The sequence below is a fragment of the Neisseria sp. P0013.S005 genome (assembly GCF_051958425.1).
GTDB classification, from domain to species: Bacteria; Pseudomonadota; Gammaproteobacteria; order Burkholderiales; family Neisseriaceae; genus Neisseria; species Neisseria subflava.
Window position 1 is genome coordinate 125,842 of sequence record NZ_JBQCVL010000001.1, and the last position, 26,230, is coordinate 152,071.

Here is a 26,230-nt window from a genome sequence, read left to right on the forward strand (position 1 = left end):
AATATGTACAAACATCTGGTTGTAGCCGTTGACGGTAGCGAGACCTCCCTCAATGCATTGAAACACGCCGCCGAACTGGCAAGCCTCAACAAAGCCCAACTGACTTTGGTTCACGTTGCCAACCCTGCCGAATACATGGCTTTGGCTCCTGAATTCCTGCAACACGAAAGCTACGAAGCCGCCGCAGTGGCTCAAGGTAACGAAGTTTTGGATTTCGCAGAAAAAACAGCGCGTGAAAGCGGCGTTGAAAACATCGTGAAACACCTGTTGGTTGCCAACAAAGGCGCGCGCGAAATGGCGCAAGACTTGGTTGACTACGCCGACAACAACGGCGCAGACCTGCTGGTACTCGGCACACACGGCCGCACCGGCCTGATGCACCTGCTGATGGGCAGCTTCGCCGAAACCGTAATGCGTCAAAGCCACCTGCCTCTGCTGATTATCCGCAGCAAAGCCGAAGAAGCATAATCAAGCATTTATTTAACATAGCGAAAGTCCGTCTGAATAGTTTCAGACGGCCTTTTTTCACATGGCAGCTTCAGCTTTTATTTTGCCATTTCTTTGAACACTTCGTGTGCCACAGCAATGGTTTCGTCAATCAGCTCAGGCGTATGCGCGGCGGAAACAAAACCGGCTTCATAAGCTGACGGGCCGAATGCGACATTGCGGTCGAGCATACCGTGGAAGAAATGTTTGAAACCGTCGATATTAGAACGCGCCATGTCGGCATAGTTTTGCGGCGTATGGCTGGCAAAATACAAACCAAACATGCCGCCCACGCTGTCCGCCGTAAATTCAACGCCATGTGCTTTAGCCGCATCGGCAATACCGTTGGCGAGGCGTTGGGTCAAGGCAGTCAGGTTTTCATAGAAGCCTTCACGCTGAATGATTTCCAGCGTTTTCAAACCGGCGGCGATGGCAATCGGATTGCCGGACAATGTACCTGCCTGATACACGCCGCCCAACGGGGAAATACATTCCATAATGTCTTTACGGCCGCCGAACGCCGCCAAAGGCATACCGCCGCCGATCACTTTGCCCATGGTGGTTAAATCGGGTTTGATGCCGTGCAAAGATTGTGCGCCGCCCAGCGCCACGCGAAAGCCGGTCATCACTTCGTCGTAAATCAACACGGCACCGTGTTTTTCAGTCAATTCGCGCAAGGCTTTGACAAAGGCTTCAGACGGCCTAACCAGATTCATATTGCCGACAAAAGGCTCCAAAATCACACAGGCAATGTCATTGCCGCTTTGGGCAAAGGCTTCTTCCAGTTGGGCGATATTGTTGTATTCGAGTACCAAAGTGTGTTTGGTAAAGTCGGTAGGCACACCGGCGGAAGAAGGATTGCCAAACGTCAGCAGACCGCTGCCTGCTTTAACCAGCAAACTGTCGGAATGGCCGTGGTAGCAGCCTTCAAATTTGATGATTTTGTCGCGGCCGGTAAAACCGCGTGCCAAACGGATGGCGGTCATCGTTGCTTCCGTACCGGAGCTGACAAGGCGCAGCTGCTCGACAGACGGCATGATTTTGGCGATTTCTTCGGCAATGACAATTTCGCCTTCAGTTGGCGCACCAAACGACAAACCGCCCAATGCTGCTTCGCGCACGGCTTCAATGACTTCAGGATGGGCATGGCCGACAATCGCAGGGCCCCAAGAGCCGACATAGTCGGTATAACGCGTGCCGTTTTCGTCCCAAACATACGCGCCTTCTGCCTTTTTGATAAAGCGCGGCACGCCGCCGACGCTGCCAAATGCGCGCACAGGAGAGTTCACGCCGCCGGGAATAATGGCTTTGGCGCGGTTGAACAAGCTTTCATTACGGTTCATGATAAATTCTTTCGTAAGAGGTCGTCTGAAAATCAAATCGGTGCCATTTTAACACCAAATCCTTTTCAGACGGCCCAAGCTTCAAAATAAGAATCGGGTGCAAAATCAAAATTATTCTTTAAAAACAAATACTCTATCCACATTTTTCCTGCTTGTGCTATAATCCGCGACCTATTGAAACAATAAAAGAAAAGCATCATGTTACGCGGATTCATACTCAGCCTCGCCCTTTTGGCGTCCTCCCTCGTCCATGCACAACGCAGCCTGCCTGACGATATGGATGTAGCCGTTTTAAAGACTGTCGATTTGCCTTATCTGAAAGTCAGCAAAGGCGGTTTTTCTTGGACGCGCCTGCTAACCTTGGGCATTGTGGACGGCAATGCGGCCAAACTGCAAATCACCCGTTTCACCAAAATCCACGATGAAAACGACCGTTTCATTCCGATGGGCCGCCTGCTGAATCAAACCGGCAAAGCCGTTGCGTTCAAATACAACGAAGAAAGCCGCCTCGTCCGCGAAATCTGGATTTTGACCGACGCCGAAGCCGACAGGTTCATCGAACACGCTAAAAAGCAGAAAAAGGCGGAAGAATAATTTTTCAGACGGCCCGAGTATTTCACAGGCCGTCTGAACCCTTTTACAACAAGCAAATCAATCAAAACAAACCATGAAAAAAGTATTTATCCGCACCTTCGGGTGCCAAATGAACGAGTACGACAGCGAAAAAATGTTGTCCGTCCTCGCCGAAGAACACGGCGGCATCGAACAGGTTACCCAACCTGACGACGCCGACATCATCTTGTTCAACACCTGCTCCGTGCGTGAAAAAGCACAAGAGAAAGTTTTCTCCGACTTGGGCCGCGTACGTCCGCTCAAAGAAAAAAATCCCGACCTCATCATCGGCGTTGCCGGCTGCGTTGCCTCTCAAGAAGGCGAAAACATCGTCAAACGCGCTCCGTATGTGGACGTGGTTTTCGGCCCGCAAACGCTGCACCGCCTGCCCAAACTCATCGTCGACAAAGAAACCACCGGCCTATCTCAAATCGATATTTCCTTCCCCGAAATCGAAAAATTCGACCATCTGCCGCCTGCGCGCGTAGAAGGCGGCTCGGCATTCATTTCCATTATGGAAGGCTGTTCCAAATACTGCTCTTACTGCGTCGTCCCTTACACCCGCGGCGAAGAATTCTCCCGCCCGCTCAACGACGTATTGACCGAAATTGCCGGTTTGGCGCAACAAGGCGTTAAAGAAATCAACCTCTTAGGCCAAAACGTTAATGCCTATCGCGGCGAAATGGAAAACGGCGAAATCTGCGACTTTGCCACTTTATTGCGCATCGTCCACGAAATCCCCGGCATCGAACGCCTACGCTTTACCACCAGCCATCCGCGCGAATTTACCGACGCGATTATCGAGTGCTACCGCGACCTGCCGAAGCTGGTTTCCCACCTGCACCTGCCGATTCAAAGCGGTTCCGACCGCGTATTGAGCGCGATGAAACGCGGCTACACCGCCTTGGAATACAAATCCATCATCCGCAAACTGCGTGCCATCCGTCCTGATTTGTGCCTCAGCTCCGACTTTATCGTCGGCTTCCCGGGCGAGACCGAGCGCGAGTTCGAGCAAACCTTGAAACTGGTCAAAGACATTGCCTTCGACTTGAGCTTCGTCTTTATTTACAGTCCGCGCCCCGGCACACCTGCCGCCAACCTGCACGACGACACGCCGCATGAAGAAAAAGTGCGCCGCCTCGAAGCTTTAAACGAAGTTATCGAAGCCGAAACCGCACGCATCAACCAAACCATGATCGGCACGGTTCAACGCTGCTTGGTTGAAGGCATCTCCAAAAAAGACCCTGACCAACTGCAAGCCCGTACCGCCAACAACCGCGTGGTCAACTTTACCGGTACACCCGACATGATCAACCAAATGATCGATTTGGAAATCACCGAAGCCTACACCTTCTCCCTGAAAGGCAAACCGGTATAAGTACACACAAACAAAGGCCGTCTGAAACTGTTCAGACGGCCTTTATCTTGGCTCGGCTCAGTATCATCTGATTCATTTTTATTACCCGAACAAAAGGCTTTTCAGTATAATACCGCCCGAAAATTCCCTTATCTGTTGAGAAGTTAAGGCTAAAATCCGAGCTTCCGGCAGTTAAACCCGATGATGCCGTCCTTAAACGGCTTTCCCCCAAAGGAATATCTCGAATGAGTTCTTCAAATCAAAGCGTTTTGGAAAGATTATTCAACCTCAACGCCAATCAGACCAACGTCCGCACGGAAATTATGGCCGGCGTGACAACCTTCCTCGCCATGTGCTACATCATCATCGTCAATCCCCTGATTTTGGGTGAAACCGGCATGGATATGGGCGCAGTATTTGTGGCCACCTGTATCGCCTCCGCCATCGGTTGTTTCGTGATGGGCTTTGTCGGCAACTACCCGATCGCCCTTGCTCCAGGCATGGGTTTGAACGCCTACTTTACCTTTGCCGTCGTCAAAGGCATGGGCGTGGACTGGCGTGTGGCTTTGGGTGCCGTTTTCATCTCCGGCATTATTTTCATCCTGTTCAGCTTCTTTAAAGTGCGCGAAATGCTGGTCAACGCCTTGCCTATGGGCTTGAAAATGTCGATTGCCGCAGGCATCGGCCTCTTCTTGGCATTGATTGCACTCAAAGGCGCAGGCGTGATTGTGGCCAATCCTGCCACATTGGTCGGTTTGGGCGACATCCACCAGCCTACCGCCCTGCTGGCGATGGCAGGCTTTGTCATGGTAGTTGCACTTGGCCACTTCCGCGTTAAAGGCTCCATCATCATTACCATTCTGACACTGACCGCCATCTCCACCATCTTGGGCTTGAGCGAGTTCAAAGGCGTGGTCGGCGAAGTTCCGAGCATTGCGCCAACCTTCATGCAGATGGACTTCAAAGGCTTGTTCACCGTCAGCATGGTCAGCGTGATTTTTGTATTCTTCCTGGTTGACCTGTTTGACTCTACCGGCACATTGATCGGCGTTTCCCACCGCGCAGGCCTGTTGCAAGACGGCAAACTGCCACGTTTGAAACGCGCCCTGCTTGCCGACTCTACCGCCATTATCGCCGGTGCCGCCTTGGGTACTTCTTCTACCACCCCTTACGTTGAAAGCGCGGCAGGCGTTTCTGCCGGCGGCCGTACCGGCCTGACTGCCGTTACCGTCGGCGTACTGATGCTGGCCTGTCTGATTTTCTCCCCGCTGGTTCAAAGCATTCCTGCATTCGCTACCGCACCCGCCCTGCTCTATGTTGGCGCGCAAATGTTGCGCAGCGCGCGTGAAATCGATTGGGACGACATGACCGAAGCCGCACCAGCATTCCTGACCATCGTCTTCATGCCGTTTACCTACTCGATTGCCGACGGTATTGCGTTCGGCTTTATCAGCTACGCACTCATCAAACTCTTGTGCAACCGCACCCAAGACGTACCGCCTATGGTATGGATTGTCGCCGTGTTGTGGGCATTGAAATTCTGGTTCTTGGGTTAAACCGCTCAAAAGAACAGGCCGTCTGAAAACTTTTCAGACGGCCTGTTTTATTTTATCCAGCGTTTAAAGCTGTCGGTAAAAAATTATTTTTTCACTTTTTTAGCAGCTGGTTTAGCGGCAGCTTTCGCGCCTTTGTCCAATGCGCAGAAGCGGGTAACGATTTGATCAACCACTTCTTGTTTGCCGTTTACTTCGGTAGTACCGCGGACAGTCAGCATGTTGCCGTCAACTTTGTCTACGTTGGCTGCAGTAGCTGCTTCAGCAACCCAAGCGACATTGCCACCCCAGAATGCGTTTACATCTTTGCTGCTGTCAGTGATACGGAACAGGTTTTCAGTTAATTGACCTTTGTATTTTACTTGGGCGGCAACAACTTCGTTGCCTTTGAAGCCGTACATTACGCTCAGAGGTTCTTTGCCGTCTTTACCGCATTTGTAGTGAACTTCTTTAGTACCGTCGATAGAGTCTACTTTCAAAGTATTAGGTACTGGAGCTTGAGCTTGTTGAGCTTGGGCTTGAGTTTGTTGTTGCACAGTAGGCGCAGCTTTGGTTTCAGGTTTGGCTTTAGAACCGCTGCTACATGCAGTCAAGGCAACAGCCGCCAAAACGGCAGGAACGATTAATTTAACATTCATATTCATAATTGACTCCCAAATGGTTTCAATAAAAACCGGCAAATGCCGTGACATTTACACATTAACAGAGATATTCCGTCTTGTCTTTATCTCAGACGGCATTTTTCAAGAAAAGTTCAAATAAATATTTTTATTTCCTAAAATCAATAAATTATAAATATGAAATCATGTAAATTCAGGTTTGGGAATTTTTAAGATGAATACTATTGTCAATAAATCAGGTTTTGACAATGGTAAAATGAGATTGAAAAGCGCATATAGACAACAAAAACCTGAGCAATTTATTTTACAAGCTTCTGCCTCTGGATTTGCTGAGCGTTTCAGACGGCCATAAAACATACACAGCAAATACAATAAAAAAACGCAATCTGAAACAGATTGCGTTTTTTTGAAAACTGGCACGCCCACGGGGAATCGAACCCCGGTTACCGCCGTGAAAGGGCGATGTCCTAACCGCTAGACGATGGGCGCGGATAAATCTTGTGGCGCACCCGGAGCGATTCGAACGCCCGACCCTCTGGTTCGTAGCCAGATACTCTATCCAACTGAGCTACGGGTGCATCCTCATCACTTCGCTAGTGCGTTGTGAATCAAGAAGACCGAATAATATAGGCTTTGCTGAAACCTGTCTACTATTTTCACAGATATTTTTTATATTTTTAATTAACTAATTGAAATTAAAAAATATAAAATTAACGTAAAATCCCTACTCCTGACAAATCCTGCGCCATTTTGGCGGCGGAGTTATCGGTCATGCTGCCGACAAAATCCAAAATCTTCATATAAGCCTGATACAGACTGTCTTCAGGAAGAATCGGATTGTGTTTTTTCAATAATTCCAACGCCAGAGACTGACGCGTTGCCAACTGTTTTTCAGCAATCAGGGCATAAGCGGCAGGGACGAGTAAATCCAAGATGGAGCCTAAACATGGGAACGTGGCAATCTCAGTCAAGAGCTTGGTGTGATGGCGGAAAATCCGTGTTTGCGCCAACTCTTTCGCTTTTGCCAAAGTGTTTTGCACTTGCGGGCTACACAAAGCAAGCAAGTCTTTGCCTTTGAATGTTCCGTCCAGTAAATCGGACTGATGCAGCATAAAGGTTTGCGCGACATCATCAATCGCCTTGCCAATCGCAATACCGCGCAACATGGCGCAACGCTGACGGCTGGAACTGGCGTGCCATGCGCTTTCGGCAAAGGTCAACTCGGACAAGATACTCTCCACTTCCGTATCCGTGAGCAAATCCAATTCGACGGCATCTTCCAAGTCCAGCAAGGCATAGCAAATATCGTCAGCAGCCTCCATCAAATAAGACAAAGGATGGCGCGCCCAGCTGTCTACTCCTGCAGAAACCAGTCCCAATTCTTCGGCAACTTGACGGATAAACGGCAACTCGGTTTGATAAATATTGAATTTCTTTCTGCCGTTTGGATGTTGCGTTGTCCACGGATACTTCAGCAATGCGCCGATGGCTGCCGCAGTCAGGCGCATTCCGCCCGCCTCTGGATACATTTCAAGACTGGCGACAATACGCAGGCTATGCGCATTGCCTTCATAGGTTTGAATGTCGTTGCGCTCCGCTTCGTTCAATGTGTTCAGATAAATTTGATGTTCAGGCCGTCTGAACCAATCACGCAAAGCATCTTCTCCGGTATGGCCAAACGGCGGATTGCCCAAATCATGCGCCAAACAGGCAACCTGCACCACAGCACCAATATCGCTGGGCGTATTGCCCTGCGGCAGAAAACCGCCGTTGTGCAACATCACGCCCACGCGGTTGCCCAAACTCCTGCCCACACTGGCAACTTCAACGCTGTGCGTCAGGCGGTTGTGCGTCAAGTCATGTTGCGCCAACGGATGCACCTGCGTTTTACGACCAAGGCGGCGGAAGGATCCGGAAAAAACAACCCGGTCGTAGTCAATGTGAAAATCCGTACGCAAGGCATCGGCACCTTCCTGAGTCGAAGGGGTAACGGTCGGCACGATTTCGCCGTTTTTGGTACGGAAGCGTTGGGTGGACAATAAATTTTGCCAATTCATTCGGATGGTCATAAAGATTCCTCAAGCAAAGTAAAGGCCGTCTGAAACATGTTCAGACGGCCTTATGCTTATTTACCGCGCATCAATTCAAAGAAATCGTCGTTATTTTTAGAGTCTTTGAGTTTACCCACCAAAAACTCGGTCGCTTCGATTTCGTCCATAGGATGCAGGAATTTGCGCAAAAGCCACATACGTTGCAACTGATCGTTCGGCACCAGCAATTCTTCGCGGCGCGTACCGGATTTATTGATACTGATGGCCGGAAACAGGCGTTTTTCTGCCATGCGGCGGTCAAGGTGCAATTCCATATTGCCCGTGCCTTTGAACTCTTCGTAAATCACGTCGTCCATGCGGCTGCCGGTTTCAACAAGTGCCGTCGCAATAATGGTAAGCGAACCGCCCTCTTCCACATTACGCGCTGCGCCGAAAAAGCGTTTCGGACGGTGCAAAGCGTTGGCATCGACACCGCCGGTCAGAATTTTGCCCGAAGTCGGCACAACGGTATTGTAGGCGCGTGCCAAACGGGTAATCGAATCCAGCAGAATCACCACGTCTTTTTTGTGTTCGACCATGCGTTTGGCTTTTTCAATCACCATCTCGGCCACTTGTACATGGCGTTGCGCAGGCTCGTCAAACGTAGAGGAAACCACTTCGCCGCGTACAGAACGGCTCATTTCGGTCACTTCTTCCGGACGCTCGTCAATCAACAGGACAATCAACTCGACATCGGGATAATTGGCGGTAATGGCGTGGGCAATGTTTTGCAACATCACGGTTTTGCCGGTTTTAGGCGGCGCAACCAACAATGCACGTTGGCCTTTACCAATTGGGGAAACCAAGTCGATGGCGCGGCCGGTCAGATTCTCTTCGGCTTTGATGTCGCGCTCGAGTTTGAATTGTTCGGTTGGGAATAAAGGCGTGAGGTTTTCAAAAAGGATTTTGTGTTTGCAGACTTCAGGCTGATCGCCGTTGATAGTGTCTAGACGGACAAGCGCGAAATAACGCTCATTGTCTTTAGGCACGCGCACGCTGCCTTCGATGGTGTCGCCGGTGTGCAGATTGAAGCGGCGGATTTGCGTGGGCGAAACATAAATATCATCAGGGCCGGCAAGGTAAGAAGTATCTGCGCTGCGCAAGAAACCGAAGCCGTCGGGCAGGATTTCGAGTGTACCGGAACAGGTAAAACTGACATTCTGCTTCATCATCTGGCGGACGATGGCAAAAACGAGGTCTTGTTTGCGGAAACGGTTGGCGTTTTCAATGCCATGTTCTTCTGCCATTTCCAAGAGTTTGGAAATGTGGAGGGTTTGGAGTTCTGAAACGTGCATAGTATTGATATATTTTGAATGGTATCAGAGAGATGGCACAAAGGCCGTCTGAAAGTATGAAATCGTGCCGCAGGATACGGTAGATTTTTGAGAAAGTTGAATTTTAGGCAGTTGGAGGCAGGGTGTCAAATTTTTAAATCGAACACTAAGGCCGTAACTTGGTCTTATCCTTCAATAAGATTACGGCTGGAAGTAACGTGGCAACCGCAATCTTATTATCAAAAATCCGAGTATTTGCCAAACTTCAGACGGCCTTCTGCCCGTACCGCATCAGCGTCATGCCGCCGACTGCCGCTGCACAACCTGCAACCAGCGAAATATGCAACGGTTCGCCCAAAAACCACGCCGAAGACAGTACACCGAAAATCGGCACGAGCGTAATGTACGCCGCCGCACTGCCTGCGCCCAAAATCTTCACACCTTCGAAATACCACGCATATGCCAATACCGTCGCGCCGATGACCAGCCACGCCAAGGCCGTCCAGCCGCGTCCATCCATTGCCGCTATCGCCTCAAACGGCAATCCGTCCGTCCACAACGCCACCGCCGACAACATCAACGCACCAATGAACGAAGTTGCCGTCGTTACCGTCAGCGCATCTATCCCGCGCAAAACCGCGCGCCCGATTAAGGTATAAGCCGCCCAACAGACCACGCAGCCGAAAATCAGCCACTCTCCTGCCTTGATGCCGCCGGATAACACTGTCAACGGCTGCCCTTGCGTGACCGCCGTTATTGCACCCAAAACCGCCAGCAGCATACCCGCCAAAATCTTCGCATTTAAACGCTCGCCGAAAAACCAAGTTGCCAACAGCAGCGTCAACACGGGGTTCACCGCCACGACCACCGCCGCCTTGCCTGCCGGCATAGTCTGCAAACCCAGCATAAAAAACACCGCATAGCCGCACACCCCGACGGAAGCGGCTGCAGTCAAGCCCAGCCATTGCCGCGCCGACAAAGCCGCTAAAGTCGCAAACCTGCTGCGCGTAAACAACCAGCCCAACAACAAAACCGAAGCCAGTACAAACCGAACCGCCCCACCCGTCAGCGGCGGCAGCGACTGCCCCAGCATCCGCCCCATCGGCCAAGACGCGCCCCACAACACCGCCATTCCCAGCAGTTTCAAATGTACGGAATAACGTTCCATCTCAATCCTTTATCAACAAAGGCCGTCTGAAAACCGAATTTCAAGTTTTCAGACGGCCTTTCAGTGCAGCTGCTGTAAACAGATTACTTGGGCTGCCAAGAATCTTTCAGTGTTACCGTGCGGTTGAACACGGGCTGTTCGGGGCGGTGGTCTTTACGGTCGGTGACGAAATAGCCCAGTCGCTCGAACTGCCAACGGCTTTCCGCCGGCAGATCTTTTGCGACAGGCTCGGCGTAGGCAGTGATTTCCTTGATGGATTCTGGATTGAGGAAATCTGTAAACGGCAGGTAGTTGCCGTCTTCGCCGCGCACGGCATCGGGACGCTCGACGGTAAAGAGGCGGTCGTACAGGCGGACTTTGATTTCGGCGGCGTGTTCGGCAGACACCCAGTGAATCACGCCTTTGACTTTGCGGCCTTCTGGATTTTTGCCCAAGGTATCGTGGTCGATGCTGCATTTGAGTTCAACCACATTGCCTGCCGCGTCTTTTACGACTTCATCGCACTTGATGACATAGCCGTGGCGCAAACGCACTTCGCCACCGGGAATCAGGCGTTTGAAGCCTTTAGGCGGATTTTCGGCAAAGTCGTCGGCTTCGATGTAGATGGTTTGGGAAATAGGTACTTCACGATCGCCCATTTCTTCATGGTTCGGATGGAATGCGGCACGGCGGCTTTGGGTTTTACCGGCTTCAAAGTTGGTCAGAGTCACTTTGAGCGGGTTCAAAACCGCCATCAAGCGTGGCGCAGAGTTTTCCAACTCTTCACGAATTGCACCTTCCAACACGCTCATGTCGACGATGTTTTCAGATTTGGAAATACCGGCGCGTTTGGCAAACAGGCGCAGGCCTTCGGGCGTGTAACCGCGGCGGCGCATACCGGAAATGGTCGGCATACGCGGGTCGTCCCAGCCGGAAACATGGCCTTCTGAAACCAGTTGGTTCAGCTTGCGTTTGGAGGTGATGGAATACAGAAGCTCCAAACGGGAAAACTCGTATTGGCGCGGACGTGTGGCGTGCAGCGCAGGGATGTTGTCCAACACCCAGTCGTAAAGCGGGCGGTGGGCTTCAAATTCGAGCGTACACAAGGAATGCGTGATGCCTTCGATGGCATCGGAAATGCAATGCGTGTAGTCGTACATCGGGTAGATGCACCATTTGTCGCCAGTGTTGTGGTGATGGGCGCGGCGGATACGGTAGATGACAGGATCGCGCATATTGATGTTGCCTGAAGCCATGTCAATTTTCAGGCGTAGGGTTTTACTGCCGTCGGGAAATTCGCCGTTTTTCATGCGCGTGAACAGGTCGAGGTTTTCTTCGACGCTGCGGTCGCGGTAGGGGCTGTTTTTGCCTGCTTCGGTCAGCGTACCGCGATACTCGCGCATTTCTTCTGGTGTCAAATCATCGACATACGCTTTGCCGTCTTTGATTAAACCGACGGCGTAGTCGTAAAGCTGGTCGAAATAATTGGAAGCGAAACGCGGCTCGCCTGCCCAATGGAAACCGAGCCACTCGACGTCTTCTTTGATGGCGTTGACGTATTCGTCGTTTTCTTTTTCGGGATTGGTATCGTCGAAACGCAGGTTGCACAGGCCGTCGAAAATATAGGCCAAACCGAAGTTCAGGCAGATGGATTTGGCGTGACCGATGTGCAAATAGCCATTCGGCTCGGGCGGGAAACGGGTTTGGATGGCTGTATGTTTACCGCTTTTGAGGTCTTCATCGATAATGGTGCGGATAAAATGGTTGTCCGCGAATTGGTCTTTATTCAACATAATATTTCTTTAATGGGAAAATGATTTTCTGTTTTCAGACGGCCTGTACATTCAATCAGGCCGTCTGAAAGGAATGGAATGATGGCTCAATTGTACCCGACTTGGCTACTTTGATACAGGGTCGGCAACCTGCCACGCTACGCCGCGCTCGTTTAGGGTTTTCTGCATGGCGGCGGATGGTGGGCGGTCGGTAAACAACTTATCAAATGCGCCGATATCGCCCAGTCTGACCAAGGCATTGCTGTTGAATTTGCTGTGATCGACGCCAAGATAGCGCACGCGGGCATTGTTCACCATCGCCTGCATGACGCTGACCTCCTTGTAATCGTCATCCAAAAGCGAGCCGTCGTTTTCTATGCCGTGGGTACTCATGATGGCATAGTCAACTTTGAATTGGTTGATGAAATCGACGGTCGCCACGCCCGTAATACCGCCATCCAAGGGGCGGACCACGCCGGAAGCGATGATGACTGTGTAGTCGGTACGCGCCGCAGTGATGGAGGCGGCGTAGATGTTGTTGGTGATAATCCGCAGGTTTTTACGCTGTCTGACCAATTCGGCGGCGACGGCTTCCATGGTGGTGCCGATGCTGATAAAGAGCGAGGCATTATCGGGAATGGTGGAAGCAATCAGCCGGGCAATGGCGTTTTTCTCCTGCTGCTGATGGTTGCGCCGCTCCTGCCCTGCCGTTACGACTGAAACGTCGCCCAAAGATGCGCCGCCGTGATAGCGTTTAAGTTGTCCGGTTTCGCTTAACTCCTGCACATCGCGGCGTATGGTTTGCGGCGTAACATCCAAATTTGCCGCCAACTCTTCCACCGTCATAAAGTTATGTTCGCGGACGAGGGTGAGGATATGTTCGTGTCTTTGGATTTTGGGTTTCATGGCGTTTCGTTTTTTAGGGATAAACCAATGGCCGTCTGAATATTTCAGACGGCCTTGTTATTGTCAAACCGATTACATCTCGAGTTTCTGTTCCAAGCGTTCCATGCACGCGCCCAAGTGGCGGCGTATGACTTTGGTCACACGGTTGCGCTTGCCTGCCAGCAACAAATCAAGGATTTCTCGGTGTTCATGGTGCGAATTGGAATCGATATTGCGCTTTTCTTTGCGAAGCGGGTCGGAAACGGCCACAATCAATGAAGAGCGCGCACACAAGGTATTCATGATTTCAAACAGGACATTGTTGTCCAACAGCCGCGCCAATTCGACATGGAAGGCATTGGACAGGCGGTTCCAACCCACGCGGTCGCCGCTTTCGGAGGCTGCGCCCTCTTGCTCAATCATGGCGTAAAGCGGTTTCAGACGCGTTTCCAAATCAGGCATATCGATGAGGACGCTCAAAATCATGCTTTCCATTTCGATACGCGTGTTGAACACGTCTTTCATTTCTTTCAAGTCCGGCACATGGACAAATGCGCCGCGGTTGGGCTGCAAATCGACGATTTTGTCGTGCGCCAAAAGCGACAATGCGCCACGCACGGTATTGCGCGAGCAAACCATTTGTCTGCAAAGCTCGGACTCGGTCAGTTTTTTGCCCGGCAACAGCAGATGGTCGGTAATGCCGTCCAAAATCAATGCGTACACGCGGAAGAGTTCGGAATCATGACGCTCTTCCAAAATAAGCGATGAAGTTGCAGGCGCAACGTTGGTATTATTTTCGTAATCCATAATGTTTCCCCTGTATCCGTATTAAGGCGCAAGCGTTTACAAACCAGCATCTTTCGGGGGTGTTTAAAATATAATTAAAAATTGTTGACAATGTTAAACGAAACTTGCACAATGAGATCAACAAGCCAAGTTATAAAGGCTGATAGAGAGAGAAGAAAAAGGAATAAAAAGCAAGCAGATATATTCATGTTAATGCGTGAATATATCTGCTTTTTTTGTGGGTAGTCGGTTCACGCTCCGACACGCCCACCCTGAAACCGCCCTATTCTGTTTCGACGATCTCGAAGCTGTGGCTCATTTTTGCCGCTTTGCCCAGCATAATCGATGCGGAGCAATATTTTTCGGCAGACATCTGTACGGCGCGTTCAATCGCGCTTTCTTGCAAACCTCGACCATACACTTTGAAATGGATATGGATTTCGGTAAACACGCGCGGCGCAGTGTCGGCGCGTTTGGCAGTCACTTCGGCACGGCAGTCGGTGATTTTTTGGCGTTGTTTCTCGGCAATCATCACGACATCGATGCTGGAGCAGCCTGCTACACCCAACAACAGCATTTCCATCGGGCTGGGGCCGCGTTTGACTTCGCCTTCAGCCGCCGCGCCTTCCATCACAACGCTGTGTCCGTTTGCCGTTGTACCGACGAAGCACATTCCGTCTATCCATTTTGAAGTAACTTGCATGGTGTCTTTTTTATCCGTAAAAGCATTAATCCGATATTGTAAACAATTTCAAGTGATAAACCTAGTCAGGCCGTCTGAAAAATACAATCAATTACAATCGGACTAAACGCATCATTCGTTCCGATACGCCCAGTGGTTGACCGGCCCGTGCCCTGCCCCGATGCCCAAAGGATGGGAAATGGCGGCGGCAATATAGTTTTTTGCCGTTTGAACCGCCTCTGGAACGCTAAACCCTTTTGCCAACTCGGCTGTGATGCAGGCAGAAAACGTGCAGCCCGTGCCATGTGTATGCGGCGTCGGGAAACGTTTGCTGTTCAGCTCAATGGTTTCGTATGGCGTAAACAGCCAGTCGGTGCAATATTCGCTTCGGCTGTCGGCAAGATGGCCGCCTTTAATCACCACATTTTTCACGCCCCAATCCTGAAGAATTTTGGCGGCGCGTTCCGCATCTTGGCGGTTTTCAATATTGATACCCGTCAATGCCTGCGCTTCGGGCAGATTGGGGGTCAATACGTCCGTATGCGGCAGCAGCAGGCGTTTCATGGCTTCGACGGCTGAATTTTCCAACAACGGCGCACCGCCTTTAGCAATCATGACCGGATCCAATACGCGTTTACCGAAGTCGCATTCGGCGGTTTGTTCCGCCACGCATTCGATGATTTCCGCCGTACCCAGCATGCCGATTTTATAAGCGCGGATTTGAAAATCCTCCTGAATCGCGGCAATTTGCGCGGCAATCATGTCGGTCGGTATCGGATGCACTGCCGATACACCCAAAGTATTTTGTGCGGTAACAGCGGTCAGTACGCTGGTACCGAACACGCCGCGCATCTGAAACGTCTTCAAATCCGCCTGTATGCCCGCGCCGCCGCCGGAATCTGAGCCGGCAATCGTCAGCGTTTGAATAAAAAGTTCGTCCATCGTGTCCTCCTGTTTTTCAGACGGCCTTTTGCTTATCGTTATGGAAAGCCGTTTGGTTTTATTCGTAAGCAAAGGCATCCGCTGTCTATCTTTCCGAATGCCTTATCCGTTGTTTTACCAAAAACAAATGTATGTTCTCGGGCGAAATATCTTAACAAACAAAAGGCCGTCTGAAAACTATTTTCATTTTCAGACGACCTGTTCAATTTTAAACCTATTCAGGCTTAATCTTCGTATGCGTCAATCGGCAAGCAGGAGCAAATCAGATTGCGGTCGCCATACACTTCATCTACACGTTTCACGCTCGGCCAGAATTTGTGTTCGCGGACAAACGGCAACGGGAAGACAGCTTCTTCGCGAGAATACGGATGCGTCCATTCGTCGGTTACGTCGGACGCGGTGTGCGGAGCGTTGACCAGTGGGTTGTCCTCTTTCGGCCATTCGCCGCGCTCGACTTTCAGCACTTCCTGTTTGATTTGTTTCAGGGCGGCGATGAAGCGGTCAAGTTCGGCTTTGCTTTCGCTCTCGGTCGGCTCAATCATCAGCGTACCGGCAACAGGGAAGGAAACCGTCGGCGCGTGGAAGCCATAGTCCATCAGGCGTTTGGCGATGTCGGTTTCGGTGATGCCGCTTTCGGCTTTGAGCGGACGCAAATCGACGATACATTCGTGCGCAACGCGGCCGTTTTTGCCTGTATACAGAATCGGATAGTCTTCACTCAGGCGTTTGGCAACGTAGTTGGCGTTGAGCAATGCCCAGCGTGTTGCCTGCTCCATGCCTTGTTTGCCCATCATGGTCAGGTACATCCAAGTAATCGGCAGGATGGACGCAGAACCGAAGGCCGCAGCAGCAACGGCGGTTTGGTCGGCACTGGCGCTGTGGGTGTCGGTCAAAGCGTGTCCCGGTGCAAACGGGGCAAGGTGGGCTTTCAAACCGATAGGGCCGACGCCCGGACCGCCGCCGCCGTGAGGGATACAGAAGGTTTTGTGCAGGTTCATGTGCAACACGTCCGCGCCGACTTCGGCAGGCTGCATGATGCCGATTTGGGCGTTGAGGTTGGCGCCGTCCATGTAAACCTGTCCGCCGTTTTCATGGATGATGCGGCAGATGTCGCGGATGCCTTCTTCGTACACGCCGTGGGTGGACGGGTAAGTAATCATGATGGCGGACAAAGCGTCGCGGTATTGCTCGGCTTTGGCTTTCAAATCGTCGATGTTGACGTTGCCGTGTTCGTCGGTATCGACAACGACGACTTTCAAACCCAGCATAGCGGCAGTCGCAGGGTTGGTACCGTGGGCGGATTTGGGAATCAGGCAGATGTTGCGGTGTCCCTCTCCGTTGGCTTCTTGATAGCGGCGGATGGAGAGCATGCCGCTGTATTCGCCCTGCGCGCCGGAGTTGGGCTGGAAGGAAATCGCGTCAAAGCCGGTGATGGCTTTCAGGCTGTTTTCCATATCGGCAAGCAATTCGCGGTAGCCGGCGGTTTGCGCTTCAGGAGCGTAAGGATGGATGTCGGAGAACTCAGCCCAAGTAATCGGCAACATTTCCGCAGTCGCGTTGAGTTTCATGGTGCAGCTGCCCAATGAAATCATGCTGCGGTTCATCGCCAAGTCGCGGTCTTCGAGTTTTTTCAGATAGCGCAACATTTCGTGTTCGGTGTGGTAACTATTGAACACAGGATGTTGAAGAATGTCGTCCTGACGCAGCAATTCGGCGTTCAGACGGCCTTTGACATCATCGGCAAATGCGAACGTATCCTTGCCGGTAAACGCACGGTACAAATCAACCAAATCTTCGTATGCCGATGTTTCATGGAATGCAGCTGCAACTTGAGTATCGTTGACGCGGCGCAGGTTGTAACCCGATTCCAGAGCAGCGGCAAACACTTGGTCTGCTTTCTCTTTGCTGCCGAAATCGACGGTAACGGTATCGAAGAAGACTTTGTGAACCACATTCAGGCCGTCTGAAACCAGCGCATCAGCAAAGGCAGAAGCCAACGCATGAATGCGGTTGGCAATGCGTTTCACGCCTTCAGGACCGTGGTAAACAGCATACATACCGGCCAAGTTCGCCAGCAATGCTTGTGCGGTACAAATATTGGATGTCGCTTTTTCGCGGCGGATGTGTTGCTCGCGGGTGGACAAAGCCATGCGCAGCGCGGGTTTGCCCGATGCGTCTTTGGATACGCCGATGATGCGGCCCGGAGCGGAACGTTTGAACTCGTCTTTAAATGCGAAATAAGCAGCGTGCGGACCACCAAAGCCCATCGGTACACCGAAGCGTTGGGTGTTGCCCAAAGCAATATCCGCGCCCAATTCAGCCGGAGACTTCAGCAAAACCAAGCTCATGATGTCGGCGGCAACGGCCACAATTGTGCCTTTTGCTTTCAGACGGCCGATAACATCCTGCAAGTCTTGTACGTCGCCGTCTTTGCCGACGTATTGGAGCAGCGCGCCGAAGTATTCGCCTTCATCCGCTTGGGCAAAATCACCGACCACCAGTTCAAAGCCGAAATATTTGGCGCGGGTTTTCATCACGTCCAAAGTTTGCGGATACACGCGCGCATCCACAAAGAAACGCTCGGTTTTCACTTTGCCCACTCGGTGCGCCATCGCCATCGCTTCAGCCGCGGCAGTTGCCTCGTCCAACAAAGACGCGCCTGCCACAGGGAAACCGGTCAAATCAATACACACTTGTTGGAAGTTCAACAAAGCTTCCAAACGACCTTGGGCAATTTCTGCCTGATACGGGGTGTAGGCGGTGTACCAGCCCGGATTCTCCAATACGTTGCGCAAAATCACGTTCGGCACGCGGGTCGGGTAATAACCCAAACCGATATAGGACTTGTTGATCACGTTTTTCGACGCAATGGCTTTCAGCTTCGCCAAAGCGTCCGCCTCGGTCAGGGCTTCGGACAGGTCGAGTTCGGACGGCATACGGATGCTTTGCGGCACGGTATTGCCGACAAAATCATCCATGCTCTTCTCGCCCAGCGCTTCCAAAAGCGCAGCCTCGTCGCCAAAGCTCAAATGTCGCGCGGCAAATTCGTTCGGGTTGAACAATTCAGATAGTTTCATTTCTACTCCTTCGGTGTTATCGATATCAACACTGTTTTTTCTTGCAGATGTTGTTTCAGACGGCCTCCGCCCACTTTGGACGACATGCCAATATTTCCCTATAAACCGGACAGGTTTCCACATGCGCGCCGGGCAGGTAGCCGGTACTCATCAGAAATTCGCCGACGATTTCGCCGCCGACAAATTTGAAATGTTTTTTAAACAGCTTCACCCATTCAGCCTTGTCGAGCGGATGGTTCGCATCGAGCCAGTTTTTGAATGAGCTGTATTCTTGCTGTATTTGTTTGATTTGTCGCGCGTTATAAATGGCTGCGTTGATTTTCAGGCGGTTGCGGACGATGCCTGCATCGGCAAGCAGCAGCTCAATATCGGTTTCGTCAAATGCGGCGACCGTATCGATGTCAAAACCTTTAAATGCCGTCTGAAATGCCTGCTGCTTCTTCAGCATCAGCGTCCAGCTTAATCCTGCCTGATTGATTTCCAACACCAGCCGCTCAAACAATTCATTGTCGTCCTCAATCGGAAAACCGTATTGCGTGTCGTGATAATGTTTGTTGGGGTTGTCTGTATCGTCAGGAAGCGTGGCGACAAATTCGCAGTAATTCATGTTTACTGAGGAAAAATTGAAACAAAGGCCGTCTGAAAGCATTTTTCAGACGACCTAAGACCTGCAATATCAAACAGATGAAAAATCTGTTTGGATGTTTGCAAAAATCAAGCTACTTCGCCTGCGTATTGTTCGGCAGTCAACAGACCGTCGTAATCGGCAGGATTGGCAGGTTTGATTTTGAAGAACCAGCCTGCGCCGTAAGGGTCGCTGTTGGCGGTTTCCGGCGCGCTGGGCAAATCTTCGTTGACGGCAACGACTTCGCCCGCAATCGGCGCGTACACGTCGGACGCGGCTTTCACAGACTCAACCACACCGGCTTGTTCTTCAGCGGCAAGGTTCGCGCCGACTTCAGGCAGTTCGACGAACACGATGTCGCCCAACAACTCTTGCGCGTGGTGGGTAATGCCGACGGTAACGGTACCGTCGTCTTCAAGGCGCAGCCATTCGTGGCTGGCAACGTATTTCAGTTCGGCTGGGATGTTGTTGCTCATGGTTTGGTTCTCCTTTAAGAACGGTTTAATTTAGCTAGTAGTGAATCTTGCGATACTCTCCTACTAAGTGTAAGTGTATAAGCAAACCTTACAAACAAAAAACTTTATGAATCCTAGTATCTGAATATTGATATGGGCCATGAATAGAAGCCGACCAGCCATGTAAATCAACAATTCTTTCCAAATGCTTGAATTGCACTTTCCAATCTACATAAACTCTCCATTCTTCAAAATCAATATCTTTCACAATACCCAACGCTCTAACTTCCATTTTTTGTTCAGGTACACTATGAATTTTCTTTACTGCTATCTTATCTCCAATAGAAATCTCCTTGAATTTTTCAATCTGCCTTTCTATTGAATTTGGTCCTTTACTTTCTTCCCCCGTTGGAACCTTCTTATTCCAACAATACCAATAACCCCGTTCTATAAAGCTCTCTAAGGCATCATCCACACCACCAAACATGGCACCAACAATCCAATAATTCATCACAACAAACTTTCTTTTTTATTTGAATACCATTTCTAACTTCTTAATTTAGGTAAATTAATACCTATATTTTTATTTCAGACGGCCTTTATTTTGACAAAGGCCGTCTGAAACCGCATCAGTCAAACTGTTTCTGCCCATTACGCACAAACGGCAGTTTCAATACGCGCACGTCCACTTCCTTGCCGCGCATCAGCACTTTGGCGGTATCGCCGTCAAAATCTTTCGGCACGCGGGCGATGGCGATGGATTGTTTCAGGCTGGGCGAGAATACGCCGCTGGTGGTTTCGCCTTTGCCTTTGTCGGTCAACACTTCCATATGCGCGCGCAGGATGCCGCCTTTGTCGAGCAGCAAACCGACCTGTTTGACGGCAACGCCTTTTTCTTTCAATGCCAGCAAGGCGGCTTTACCGACGAAATCGCGGTTTTCGTCTTTCAAATCAACCGTCCAACCCATGCCTGCTTCGAGCGGGCTGGTGTCGTCGTCCATATCGTTGCCATAGAGGTTCATGCCGGCTTCCATGCGCAGGGTGTCGCGCGCACCGAGGCCGCAAGGCTGTACGCCTGCTGCTTGCAGGGCTTTGAAGAATGCGACGGCTTCAGTGCCCGGCAGAATCACTTCGACGCCGTCTTCGCCGGTATAACCGGTGCGTGCGACAAACCAGTCGTTGCCCAAATCCGCGCCCTGGAACGGTTTGAGGTTGTTGACGACATCCGCCCATTCGGGTTTGACGGTCAGGAGTTTTTCGATGGCTTTCGGGCCTTGTACGGCGAGCATACCGAGGTCGTAGCGCGGGTTGAAGGCGACGCCGAATTCTTGTCCGACTTTGTGGAACTGGGCGGTGTCTTTTTCGCGGGTCGCGCCGTTGGACACGATGCGGTATTGGGTTTCGGCTTCGTTGGTGCGGTAAACGATCAAGTCGTCAATCACGCCGCCGTTGTCGTTAAGCAGCGCGGAATAAAGGGCTTTGCCGACGAAGGCGAGTTTGGCAACGTCGTTGGCAATCAGTTTGCGGAAAAAGGCTTTGGCGTTCACTCCGGCGACGTCGGTAACGAGCATGTGGGATACGTCGAACATGCCGGCGTCGGTGCGCACGGCTTCGTGTTCGGCGATTTGCGAACCATAATGGATGGGCAGCTCCCAGCCGGCAAAATCGACCAGCTTCGCGCCTGCATCTTGATGGGCTTGATGAAATGGGGTGGTTTTCAGAGCAGTCATTCTCAAATTTCTCCGGATTTTTTGTTCAGATGCCGCCCGCGCACCTATGCGCGGATGACCCTATCTGTCCTTGAACCTGAGATTTTCGGCCGTATCCGCATGATGGCAAACCAGTCTGCTCACTGCTTTGCGCGGTTGTCTGAATGGTGGTTCAGACGGCCTTCTCCCCTTCGGTGGACGTTATTCTAACGCCGCTCTCCAGATTGTTTGTTTCAATGTGCAGTCCCTGATACCTGAGCGATTTAAGGGTGTCTGCGCCTTCGGTGGTTACATTGTAGTTGGGTGTAACACTCTCCTGCACATTTTCCGATTATGTCTTGAATCGGCGGTTTGGGCAAGTAGCCGACGAATATTTATGATGCGAATATTCGTCTTTTTATTGAGGCGGCAAAACCTGAGCCTTTATAAAATTGTTAGCCATGCGGCAAATGTTTTTGCAAAAGTCCCAGGCCGTCTGAAGCCCTTACCCGTTTTTCCTATATAATTCTGTTTTTTCGATTTATCTGCGTCCATCATGAACCGCCTCAAACGCATTAAAACCATCCTCTGCACGCTCTACCGCTACCGCCTTGCCGAGCTGATTGCCTCGCTGGTCCGTCCGGGTTGGGCGCGGACTTTCCTCAATATGTTGCCGCAGTCGTCCAAGTTCAAACACGAGACGCCTGCCGTGCGCCTGCGTTTGGCGTTGGAAAGCCTGGGGCCGATTTTCATCAAATTCGGACAGGTATTGTCCACGCGTCCCGATTTGATTCCGCACGATTACGCGGTCGAACTGGCAAGGCTGCAAGACAAAGTGCCGCCGTTTGACGCGCAGCTTTCACGCTCGCAAATCGAAAAATCTTTGGGCCAATCCATCGACACTTTATACGCGGAATTTGAAACAGAGCCTGTCGCCAGCGCGTCCATCGCCCAAGTACACAAAGCCCGCCTGCATTCGGGCGAACAGGTCGCAGTGAAAGTCTTGCGCCCCAACCTTTTGCCCGTGATTGAACAGGATTTGTCGCTGATGCGCTTTGGTGCAGGCTGGGTGGAACGTTTGTTTTCAGACGGCAAGCGTTTGAAGCCGCGCGAAGTGGTGGCCGAATTTGACAAATACCTGCACGACGAATTGGACTTGATGCGCGAAGCCGCCAATGCCAGCCAGCTCGGTCGCAATTTCCAAAACAGCGATATGCTGATTGTGCCGAAGGTATTTTACGATTACTGCACCAGCGACGTACTGACCATCGAATGGATGGACGGCACGCCGGTATCCGATATCGCCAAACTCAAAGCAGACGGCATTGATTTGCACAAACTTGCCGATTACGGCGTGGAAATCTTCTTCACGCAAGTTTTCCGAGACGGCTTTTTCCATGCGGATATGCACCCCGGCAATATTCTGGTTGCCGCCGACAACCGCTACATCGCCCTCGATTTCGGCATCGTCGGCACGTTGACCGATTACGACAAACGCTATCTCGCCATCAACTTCCTCGCCTTCTTCAACCGCGATTACCACCGCGTCGCCACCGCCCACATCGAATCGGGTTGGGTGCCTGCCGACACACGTGCGGAAGAATTGGAAGCCGCTGTCCGCGCCGTGTGCGAGCCTGTGTTCAACAAACCGATTTCGCAGATTTCCTTCGGCTTGGTGCTGATGCGCCTGTTTGAAGTCAGCCGCCGTTTCAATGTCGAAATCCAACCGCAGCTGGTATTGCTGCAAAAAACGCTGCTCAACATCGAAGGCTTGGGCCGCCAGCTTGATCCCGATTTGGACTTGTGGAAAACCGCCAAACCGTTTTTGGTGCGCTGGATGAACGAACAAGTCGGCCCCAAAGCCCTTTGGCGCAACCTCAAAAACGAAGCCCCCGACTGGGCGCAAATCATCCCCTCCCTGCCGCGCAAAATCAGTGCGCTGATTGATGAAAACCGCCAGCAGGAAATGCGCGATGCCTATGTACATTTGGTTAAAGTACAGCAACGCCAAAGCCTGTGGCTGGGTGTGATTGCGGTTGTTTTGCTGCTGATTTTGCTGTTTAAGTAAACCGTAATACAGCTTTAAACGACATAATAAAGGCCGTCTGAAATTTAGTTTTCAGACGGCCTTTGTTATGCCGACCTATTCTTTTTTCTCGTGCTGAACATGTCCGCTTTCGGCTTCAATATGCCGTCTGAAGCGCAAACCTGCGGCATGGTAAAACGGATGCGGCGAGAATTGGCGCGAGACTTGCGAAGCGAAGATGCAAGTCAGCAACATCCAAAACAGTAAATTCTGTCCACCCGTCATTTCCATGACCACCACGGCGGCGGTCAACGGCGATTGGGTCGCGGCGGCAAGAAATGCGGCCATGCAGAGCAAAACCGCGACATTGGACGCGTCGCCCAGTTGCGCGAAAGAAGCCATGTGTTCGCCTATCATCGCACCAATGGTTAACGATGGCGTGAAGATGCCGCCGGGAATGCCTGCCCAATAGCTGAACACGGTTGCCGCCCATTTTGCGACTGCCAAGCCGAACGGCGCTTCATACGCGCCTTTGAGTGCGGCTGCGGCTTCGTGATAGCCCGTACCATAGGTTTTACCTTGATAAAACGTACCGAGCAGCGCGAGCAAGATACCCATTACAAAGGCGACCACCAACAAATGGCGGCGGATGAAACTGCGCCAGCGTACCGGTGCGAATGCCGCCGCTCCGCGATACAAAAAGCTGCCGAACAATCCGCCGGCCACGCCGCAGACGATGCCCGACACCTCCGCCCACATCAACATGTTTGGCAACTCATGCCCTTGAAAACCTGAGAAATACGGGTTATTGCCCTGTATCGCCACTTGAATGAAACCGGCTGCCAACACGCCCATCAGGATTTGACGTTCCCAACGTAAAAGCACGCCACGCCCCAATTCTTCGATGGCAAACACCACGCCGGCCAAAGGCGCGTTAAACGCCGCCGCCAAACCGCCGGCCGCACCTGCGGCAATCAAATCGTTTTCCTGCATACCCCTAAACGCCAGCCCGTGCTTTTTACACCACGCGCCCCAAGCGTTCATCACCGCCGCGCCCACTTGCACAGACGGCCCTTCCCTGCCGACAGACGCACCCAACAGCATGGCGCAAAACGTCAGCGGAATTTTAAAAAAGGTTTCGCCCAAACGAATCAAACGGGTTTTCTGCGCACCATAAGGCAAAGACAAAGAGGCGATAACCTGCGGAATACCGCTGCCGGAAGTGTACGGCGCAAATTTTCGCGTAAACCATGCCAAAAGCGGCAAACCCAGCGGCAAAACCACCCACGCAAACCACGGATATTTTCCCACCAACAAGGCGTTCCATTCCAAAGCCAAATCCGCCAAGTACGCAAACATCAAAGCCGTCAGGGCAACCAATGCCGATCCTGCCAACAAAAACAGAAGGGCGATGCTCTTTTTCGACAGGCGTTTGGTTTGGCGGATTTTGTGGGCAAGGCGCGTCGCCCAAGTCTGGGGAAATTTCATAATAAACACGCAGTCAATGTGTTCAGACGGCCTTGATACTTTTCTCAAAGGCCGTCTGAACACAAGGATAAAGGTTTTTAAGAACGGTAATCCGCGTTAATCGACACATATTCGTGCGACAAATCGCAGGTATAGACAGCCGCCGTCGTATCACCGCGTTGCAAATCGATGCGGACGGTGATTTCCGGACGGTTCATCACCGCTTGTCCTGCTTCTTCGGTATAGCTTTCCGCGCGGCCGCCGTTTTCGGCAACCAACACGTCATCCAGCCACATTTTCAAAGCATCGACATCCAAGTCTTCAATACCGGCATAGCCGACGGCTGCCAACAGACGGCCCAAGTTCGGGTCGGAGGCAAAGAAAGCGGTTTTCACCAAAGGCGAATGGGCAACGGCATAAGCCACTTTGCGCGCCTCTTCGCGGTTTTTCGCATTTTGCACTTCAACCGTGATGAACTTGGTCGCACCCTCGCCATCACGGACAATCGCCTGCGCCAATTCCAAAGCCAGCGAACCGAGCAAGGCTTTGAGCTGCGCATAGCGCGGATCGGCGGTATTGTCGATTTCGCTCTGACCGCAACGGCCTGTCGCCATAATGACAAAGCTGTCGTTGGTGCTGGTATCGCCGTCCACGGTAATCGTATTGAAACTCTCATCTGCGATTTCTTGCGTCATCAGCTGCAAAATCGGTTGGGACACTTTGGCATCGGTAGCGATAAACGACAACATAGTCGCCATGTTCGGATGAATCATGCCCGAGCCTTTGGCGATGCCGGTAGCGCGGACTGTGTGTTTTTCGCCGACCAAGCCTGTGCGTGAAGCGGCTTTCGGTACAGTATCCGTCGTCATGATGGCACGCGCCGCGTCCGACCAGAATGCAGGACGTACTTGCGGCAAGGCGGCCACGATTTTATCCACAGGCAGAGGCTCCAAAATCACGCCGGTCGAAAACGGCATAATCTGATTGGATTGGCAGCCGACCTGTTCCGCCGCCGCCGCGCACACTTTGATCGCGTCCAGACGGCCTTGTGCGCCGGTACCCGCATTGGCATTGCCCGTATTGATGACTAAGGCACACACGCCGTCTTGGTCAAACAGATGCGACTTGGCGATATGCACCGGCGCGGCGCAGAAACGGTTTTGCGTAAACACCGCGCCCACCGTATGTCCGCCGCCCAACACCATTAGCGTCAAATCGTCGCGGTCTTGTTGCTTGATGCCGGCACGACCTGTAAACAGACGGATGCCGTCGATTTCCAACAATTCGTCTGCACGTTTTTCAGTCAAATTTACAGCCATATCATTTTCTCCTGTTTACACTAT

23 protein-coding genes, 2 tRNA genes and 1 riboswitch are annotated in these 26,230 nt (G+C 51.7%); of the genes, 6 read left to right on the forward strand and 19 right to left on the reverse strand.

Going from position 1 to position 26,230, the window contains the following annotated elements:
* Window positions 1-3 precede the first annotated feature (3 nt).
* On the forward strand, window positions 4-468 hold the full coding sequence (locus ACTHTA_RS00635; protein ID WP_003680896.1) for a universal stress protein: 465 nt from the start codon (window positions 4-6) through the stop codon (window positions 466-468).
* A 77-nt stretch (window positions 469-545) separates the two neighbouring features.
* Here the strand turns inward: ACTHTA_RS00635 and hemL are convergent, their stop codons facing one another.
* Window positions 546-1,829, reverse strand: coding sequence for a glutamate-1-semialdehyde 2,1-aminomutase (gene hemL, locus ACTHTA_RS00640; RefSeq protein ID WP_440364023.1), 1,284 nt, complete (start codon window positions 1,827-1,829; stop codon window positions 546-548).
* 198 nt (window positions 1,830-2,027) lie between these two features.
* On the opposite strand from hemL, the gene ACTHTA_RS00645 reads away from it, so the two are divergent.
* The 3 genes from ACTHTA_RS00645 to ACTHTA_RS00655 all read left to right on the forward strand — a co-directional run bounded on the left by ACTHTA_RS00645 (window position 2,028) and on the right by ACTHTA_RS00655 (window position 5,354).
* Window positions 2,028-2,423, forward strand: a complete 396-nt coding sequence (locus ACTHTA_RS00645) for a hypothetical protein (protein WP_049333912.1) — start codon at window positions 2,028-2,030, stop codon at window positions 2,421-2,423.
* Window positions 2,424-2,496: 73 nt separating this feature from the next.
* On the forward strand, window positions 2,497-3,819 hold the full coding sequence (gene miaB, locus ACTHTA_RS00650) for a tRNA (N6-isopentenyl adenosine(37)-C2)-methylthiotransferase MiaB (RefSeq protein ID WP_003684389.1): 1,323 nt from the start codon (window positions 2,497-2,499) through the stop codon (window positions 3,817-3,819).
* Between the two features lie 224 nt (window positions 3,820-4,043).
* Window positions 4,044-5,354 carry an NCS2 family permease gene (locus ACTHTA_RS00655; protein WP_440364022.1) on the forward strand — a complete coding sequence of 437 codons (1,311 nt, stop codon included), beginning with the start codon at window positions 4,044-4,046 and terminating at the stop codon, window positions 5,352-5,354.
* A gap of 83 nt (window positions 5,355-5,437) precedes the next feature.
* On the opposite strand, the gene ACTHTA_RS00660 is transcribed toward ACTHTA_RS00655, so the two are convergent.
* A complete protein-coding gene (locus ACTHTA_RS00660) occupies window positions 5,438-5,995 on the reverse strand; it encodes a hypothetical protein (RefSeq protein WP_308887168.1) in 558 nt (185 codons plus the stop codon).
* Between the two features lie 190 nt (window positions 5,996-6,185).
* Here ACTHTA_RS00660 and ACTHTA_RS00665 point away from each other — a divergent pair, with 190 nt between their 5' ends.
* Window positions 6,186-6,323 (forward strand): hypothetical protein, encoded by a 138-nt coding sequence (locus ACTHTA_RS00665; RefSeq protein ID WP_308887167.1) that lies wholly within the window; start codon window positions 6,186-6,188, stop codon window positions 6,321-6,323.
* A 62-nt stretch (window positions 6,324-6,385) separates the two neighbouring features.
* On the opposite strand, the gene ACTHTA_RS00670 is transcribed toward ACTHTA_RS00665, so the two are convergent.
* The 15 genes from ACTHTA_RS00670 to gcvT form a co-directional block, all read right to left on the reverse strand.
* Window positions 6,386-6,460: transfer RNA gene (locus tag ACTHTA_RS00670), tRNA-Glu, on the reverse strand.
* 12 nt (window positions 6,461-6,472) lie between these two features.
* A tRNA-Arg gene (locus ACTHTA_RS00675) sits at window positions 6,473-6,549 on the reverse strand.
* A gap of 132 nt (window positions 6,550-6,681) precedes the next feature.
* A complete protein-coding gene (locus ACTHTA_RS00680) occupies window positions 6,682-8,040 on the reverse strand; it encodes a deoxyguanosinetriphosphate triphosphohydrolase (RefSeq protein WP_308887165.1) in 1,359 nt (452 codons plus the stop codon).
* Between the two features lie 56 nt (window positions 8,041-8,096).
* Window positions 8,097-9,356, reverse strand: a complete 1,260-nt coding sequence (gene rho / locus ACTHTA_RS00685; RefSeq protein WP_003680905.1) for a transcription termination factor Rho — start codon at window positions 9,354-9,356, stop codon at window positions 8,097-8,099.
* Window positions 9,357-9,600: 244 nt separating this feature from the next.
* Window positions 9,601-10,503: a DMT family transporter gene (locus tag ACTHTA_RS00690; RefSeq protein ID WP_308887163.1), complete on the reverse strand. Its 903-nt coding sequence runs from the start codon at window positions 10,501-10,503 to the stop codon at window positions 9,601-9,603.
* Between the two features lie 83 nt (window positions 10,504-10,586).
* Window positions 10,587-12,275, reverse strand: a complete 1,689-nt coding sequence (locus ACTHTA_RS00695; RefSeq protein ID WP_308887162.1) for a glutamine--tRNA ligase/YqeY domain fusion protein — start codon at window positions 12,273-12,275, stop codon at window positions 10,587-10,589.
* Between the two features lie 105 nt (window positions 12,276-12,380).
* Entirely contained in the window at window positions 12,381-13,160 is a 780-nt protein-coding gene (locus ACTHTA_RS00700; protein ID WP_063068458.1) for a DeoR/GlpR family DNA-binding transcription regulator, read from the reverse strand.
* 72 nt (window positions 13,161-13,232) lie between these two features.
* Window positions 13,233-13,946, reverse strand: coding sequence for a GntR family transcriptional regulator (locus tag ACTHTA_RS00705; protein ID WP_308887160.1), 714 nt, complete (start codon window positions 13,944-13,946; stop codon window positions 13,233-13,235).
* 262 nt (window positions 13,947-14,208) lie between these two features.
* Window positions 14,209-14,628, reverse strand: coding sequence for an OsmC family protein (locus ACTHTA_RS00710; protein WP_003684499.1), 420 nt, complete (start codon window positions 14,626-14,628; stop codon window positions 14,209-14,211).
* Between the two features lie 111 nt (window positions 14,629-14,739).
* Window positions 14,740-15,549: a bifunctional hydroxymethylpyrimidine kinase/phosphomethylpyrimidine kinase gene (thiD, locus tag ACTHTA_RS00715; protein ID WP_308887159.1), complete on the reverse strand. Its 810-nt coding sequence runs from the start codon at window positions 15,547-15,549 to the stop codon at window positions 14,740-14,742.
* Window positions 15,550-15,773: 224 nt separating this feature from the next.
* The gene (gene gcvP, locus ACTHTA_RS00720; RefSeq protein WP_308887158.1) at window positions 15,774-18,626 is read right to left on the reverse strand and encodes an aminomethyl-transferring glycine dehydrogenase; all 2,853 of its coding nucleotides are present in this window, start codon (window positions 18,624-18,626) and stop codon (window positions 15,774-15,776) included.
* Window positions 18,627-18,681: 55 nt separating this feature from the next.
* A complete protein-coding gene (locus ACTHTA_RS00725; protein ID WP_440364021.1) occupies window positions 18,682-19,233 on the reverse strand; it encodes a DNA-3-methyladenine glycosylase I in 552 nt (183 codons plus the stop codon).
* 107 nt (window positions 19,234-19,340) lie between these two features.
* Window positions 19,341-19,727, reverse strand: coding sequence for a glycine cleavage system protein GcvH (gcvH, locus tag ACTHTA_RS00730; protein ID WP_313971231.1), 387 nt, complete (start codon window positions 19,725-19,727; stop codon window positions 19,341-19,343).
* 88 nt (window positions 19,728-19,815) lie between these two features.
* The gene (locus ACTHTA_RS00735) at window positions 19,816-20,217 is read right to left on the reverse strand and encodes a hypothetical protein (RefSeq protein ID WP_070774256.1); all 402 of its coding nucleotides are present in this window, start codon (window positions 20,215-20,217) and stop codon (window positions 19,816-19,818) included.
* Window positions 20,218-20,335: 118 nt separating this feature from the next.
* Window positions 20,336-21,436: a glycine cleavage system aminomethyltransferase GcvT gene (gcvT, locus tag ACTHTA_RS00740; protein ID WP_313971232.1), complete on the reverse strand. Its 1,101-nt coding sequence runs from the start codon at window positions 21,434-21,436 to the stop codon at window positions 20,336-20,338.
* A 210-nt stretch (window positions 21,437-21,646) separates the two neighbouring features.
* Window positions 21,647-21,744, reverse strand: a riboswitch (glycine riboswitch).
* A 206-nt stretch (window positions 21,745-21,950) separates the two neighbouring features.
* Between gcvT and ubiB the strand changes: the two genes are divergently transcribed.
* Complete coding sequence (gene ubiB / locus ACTHTA_RS00745) at window positions 21,951-23,462, forward strand: ubiquinone biosynthesis regulatory protein kinase UbiB (protein ID WP_070589717.1); 1,512 nt, start codon at window positions 21,951-21,953, stop codon at window positions 23,460-23,462.
* 75 nt (window positions 23,463-23,537) lie between these two features.
* On the opposite strand, the gene ACTHTA_RS00750 is transcribed toward ubiB, so the two are convergent.
* On the reverse strand, window positions 23,538-24,908 hold the full coding sequence (locus ACTHTA_RS00750; RefSeq protein WP_308887155.1) for a chloride channel protein: 1,371 nt from the start codon (window positions 24,906-24,908) through the stop codon (window positions 23,538-23,540).
* Window positions 24,909-24,985: 77 nt separating this feature from the next.
* Window positions 24,986-26,206 (reverse strand): bifunctional glutamate N-acetyltransferase/amino-acid acetyltransferase ArgJ, encoded by a 1,221-nt coding sequence (gene argJ, locus ACTHTA_RS00755; protein WP_063076667.1) that lies wholly within the window; start codon window positions 26,204-26,206, stop codon window positions 24,986-24,988.
* Window positions 26,207-26,230 lie beyond the last annotated feature (24 nt).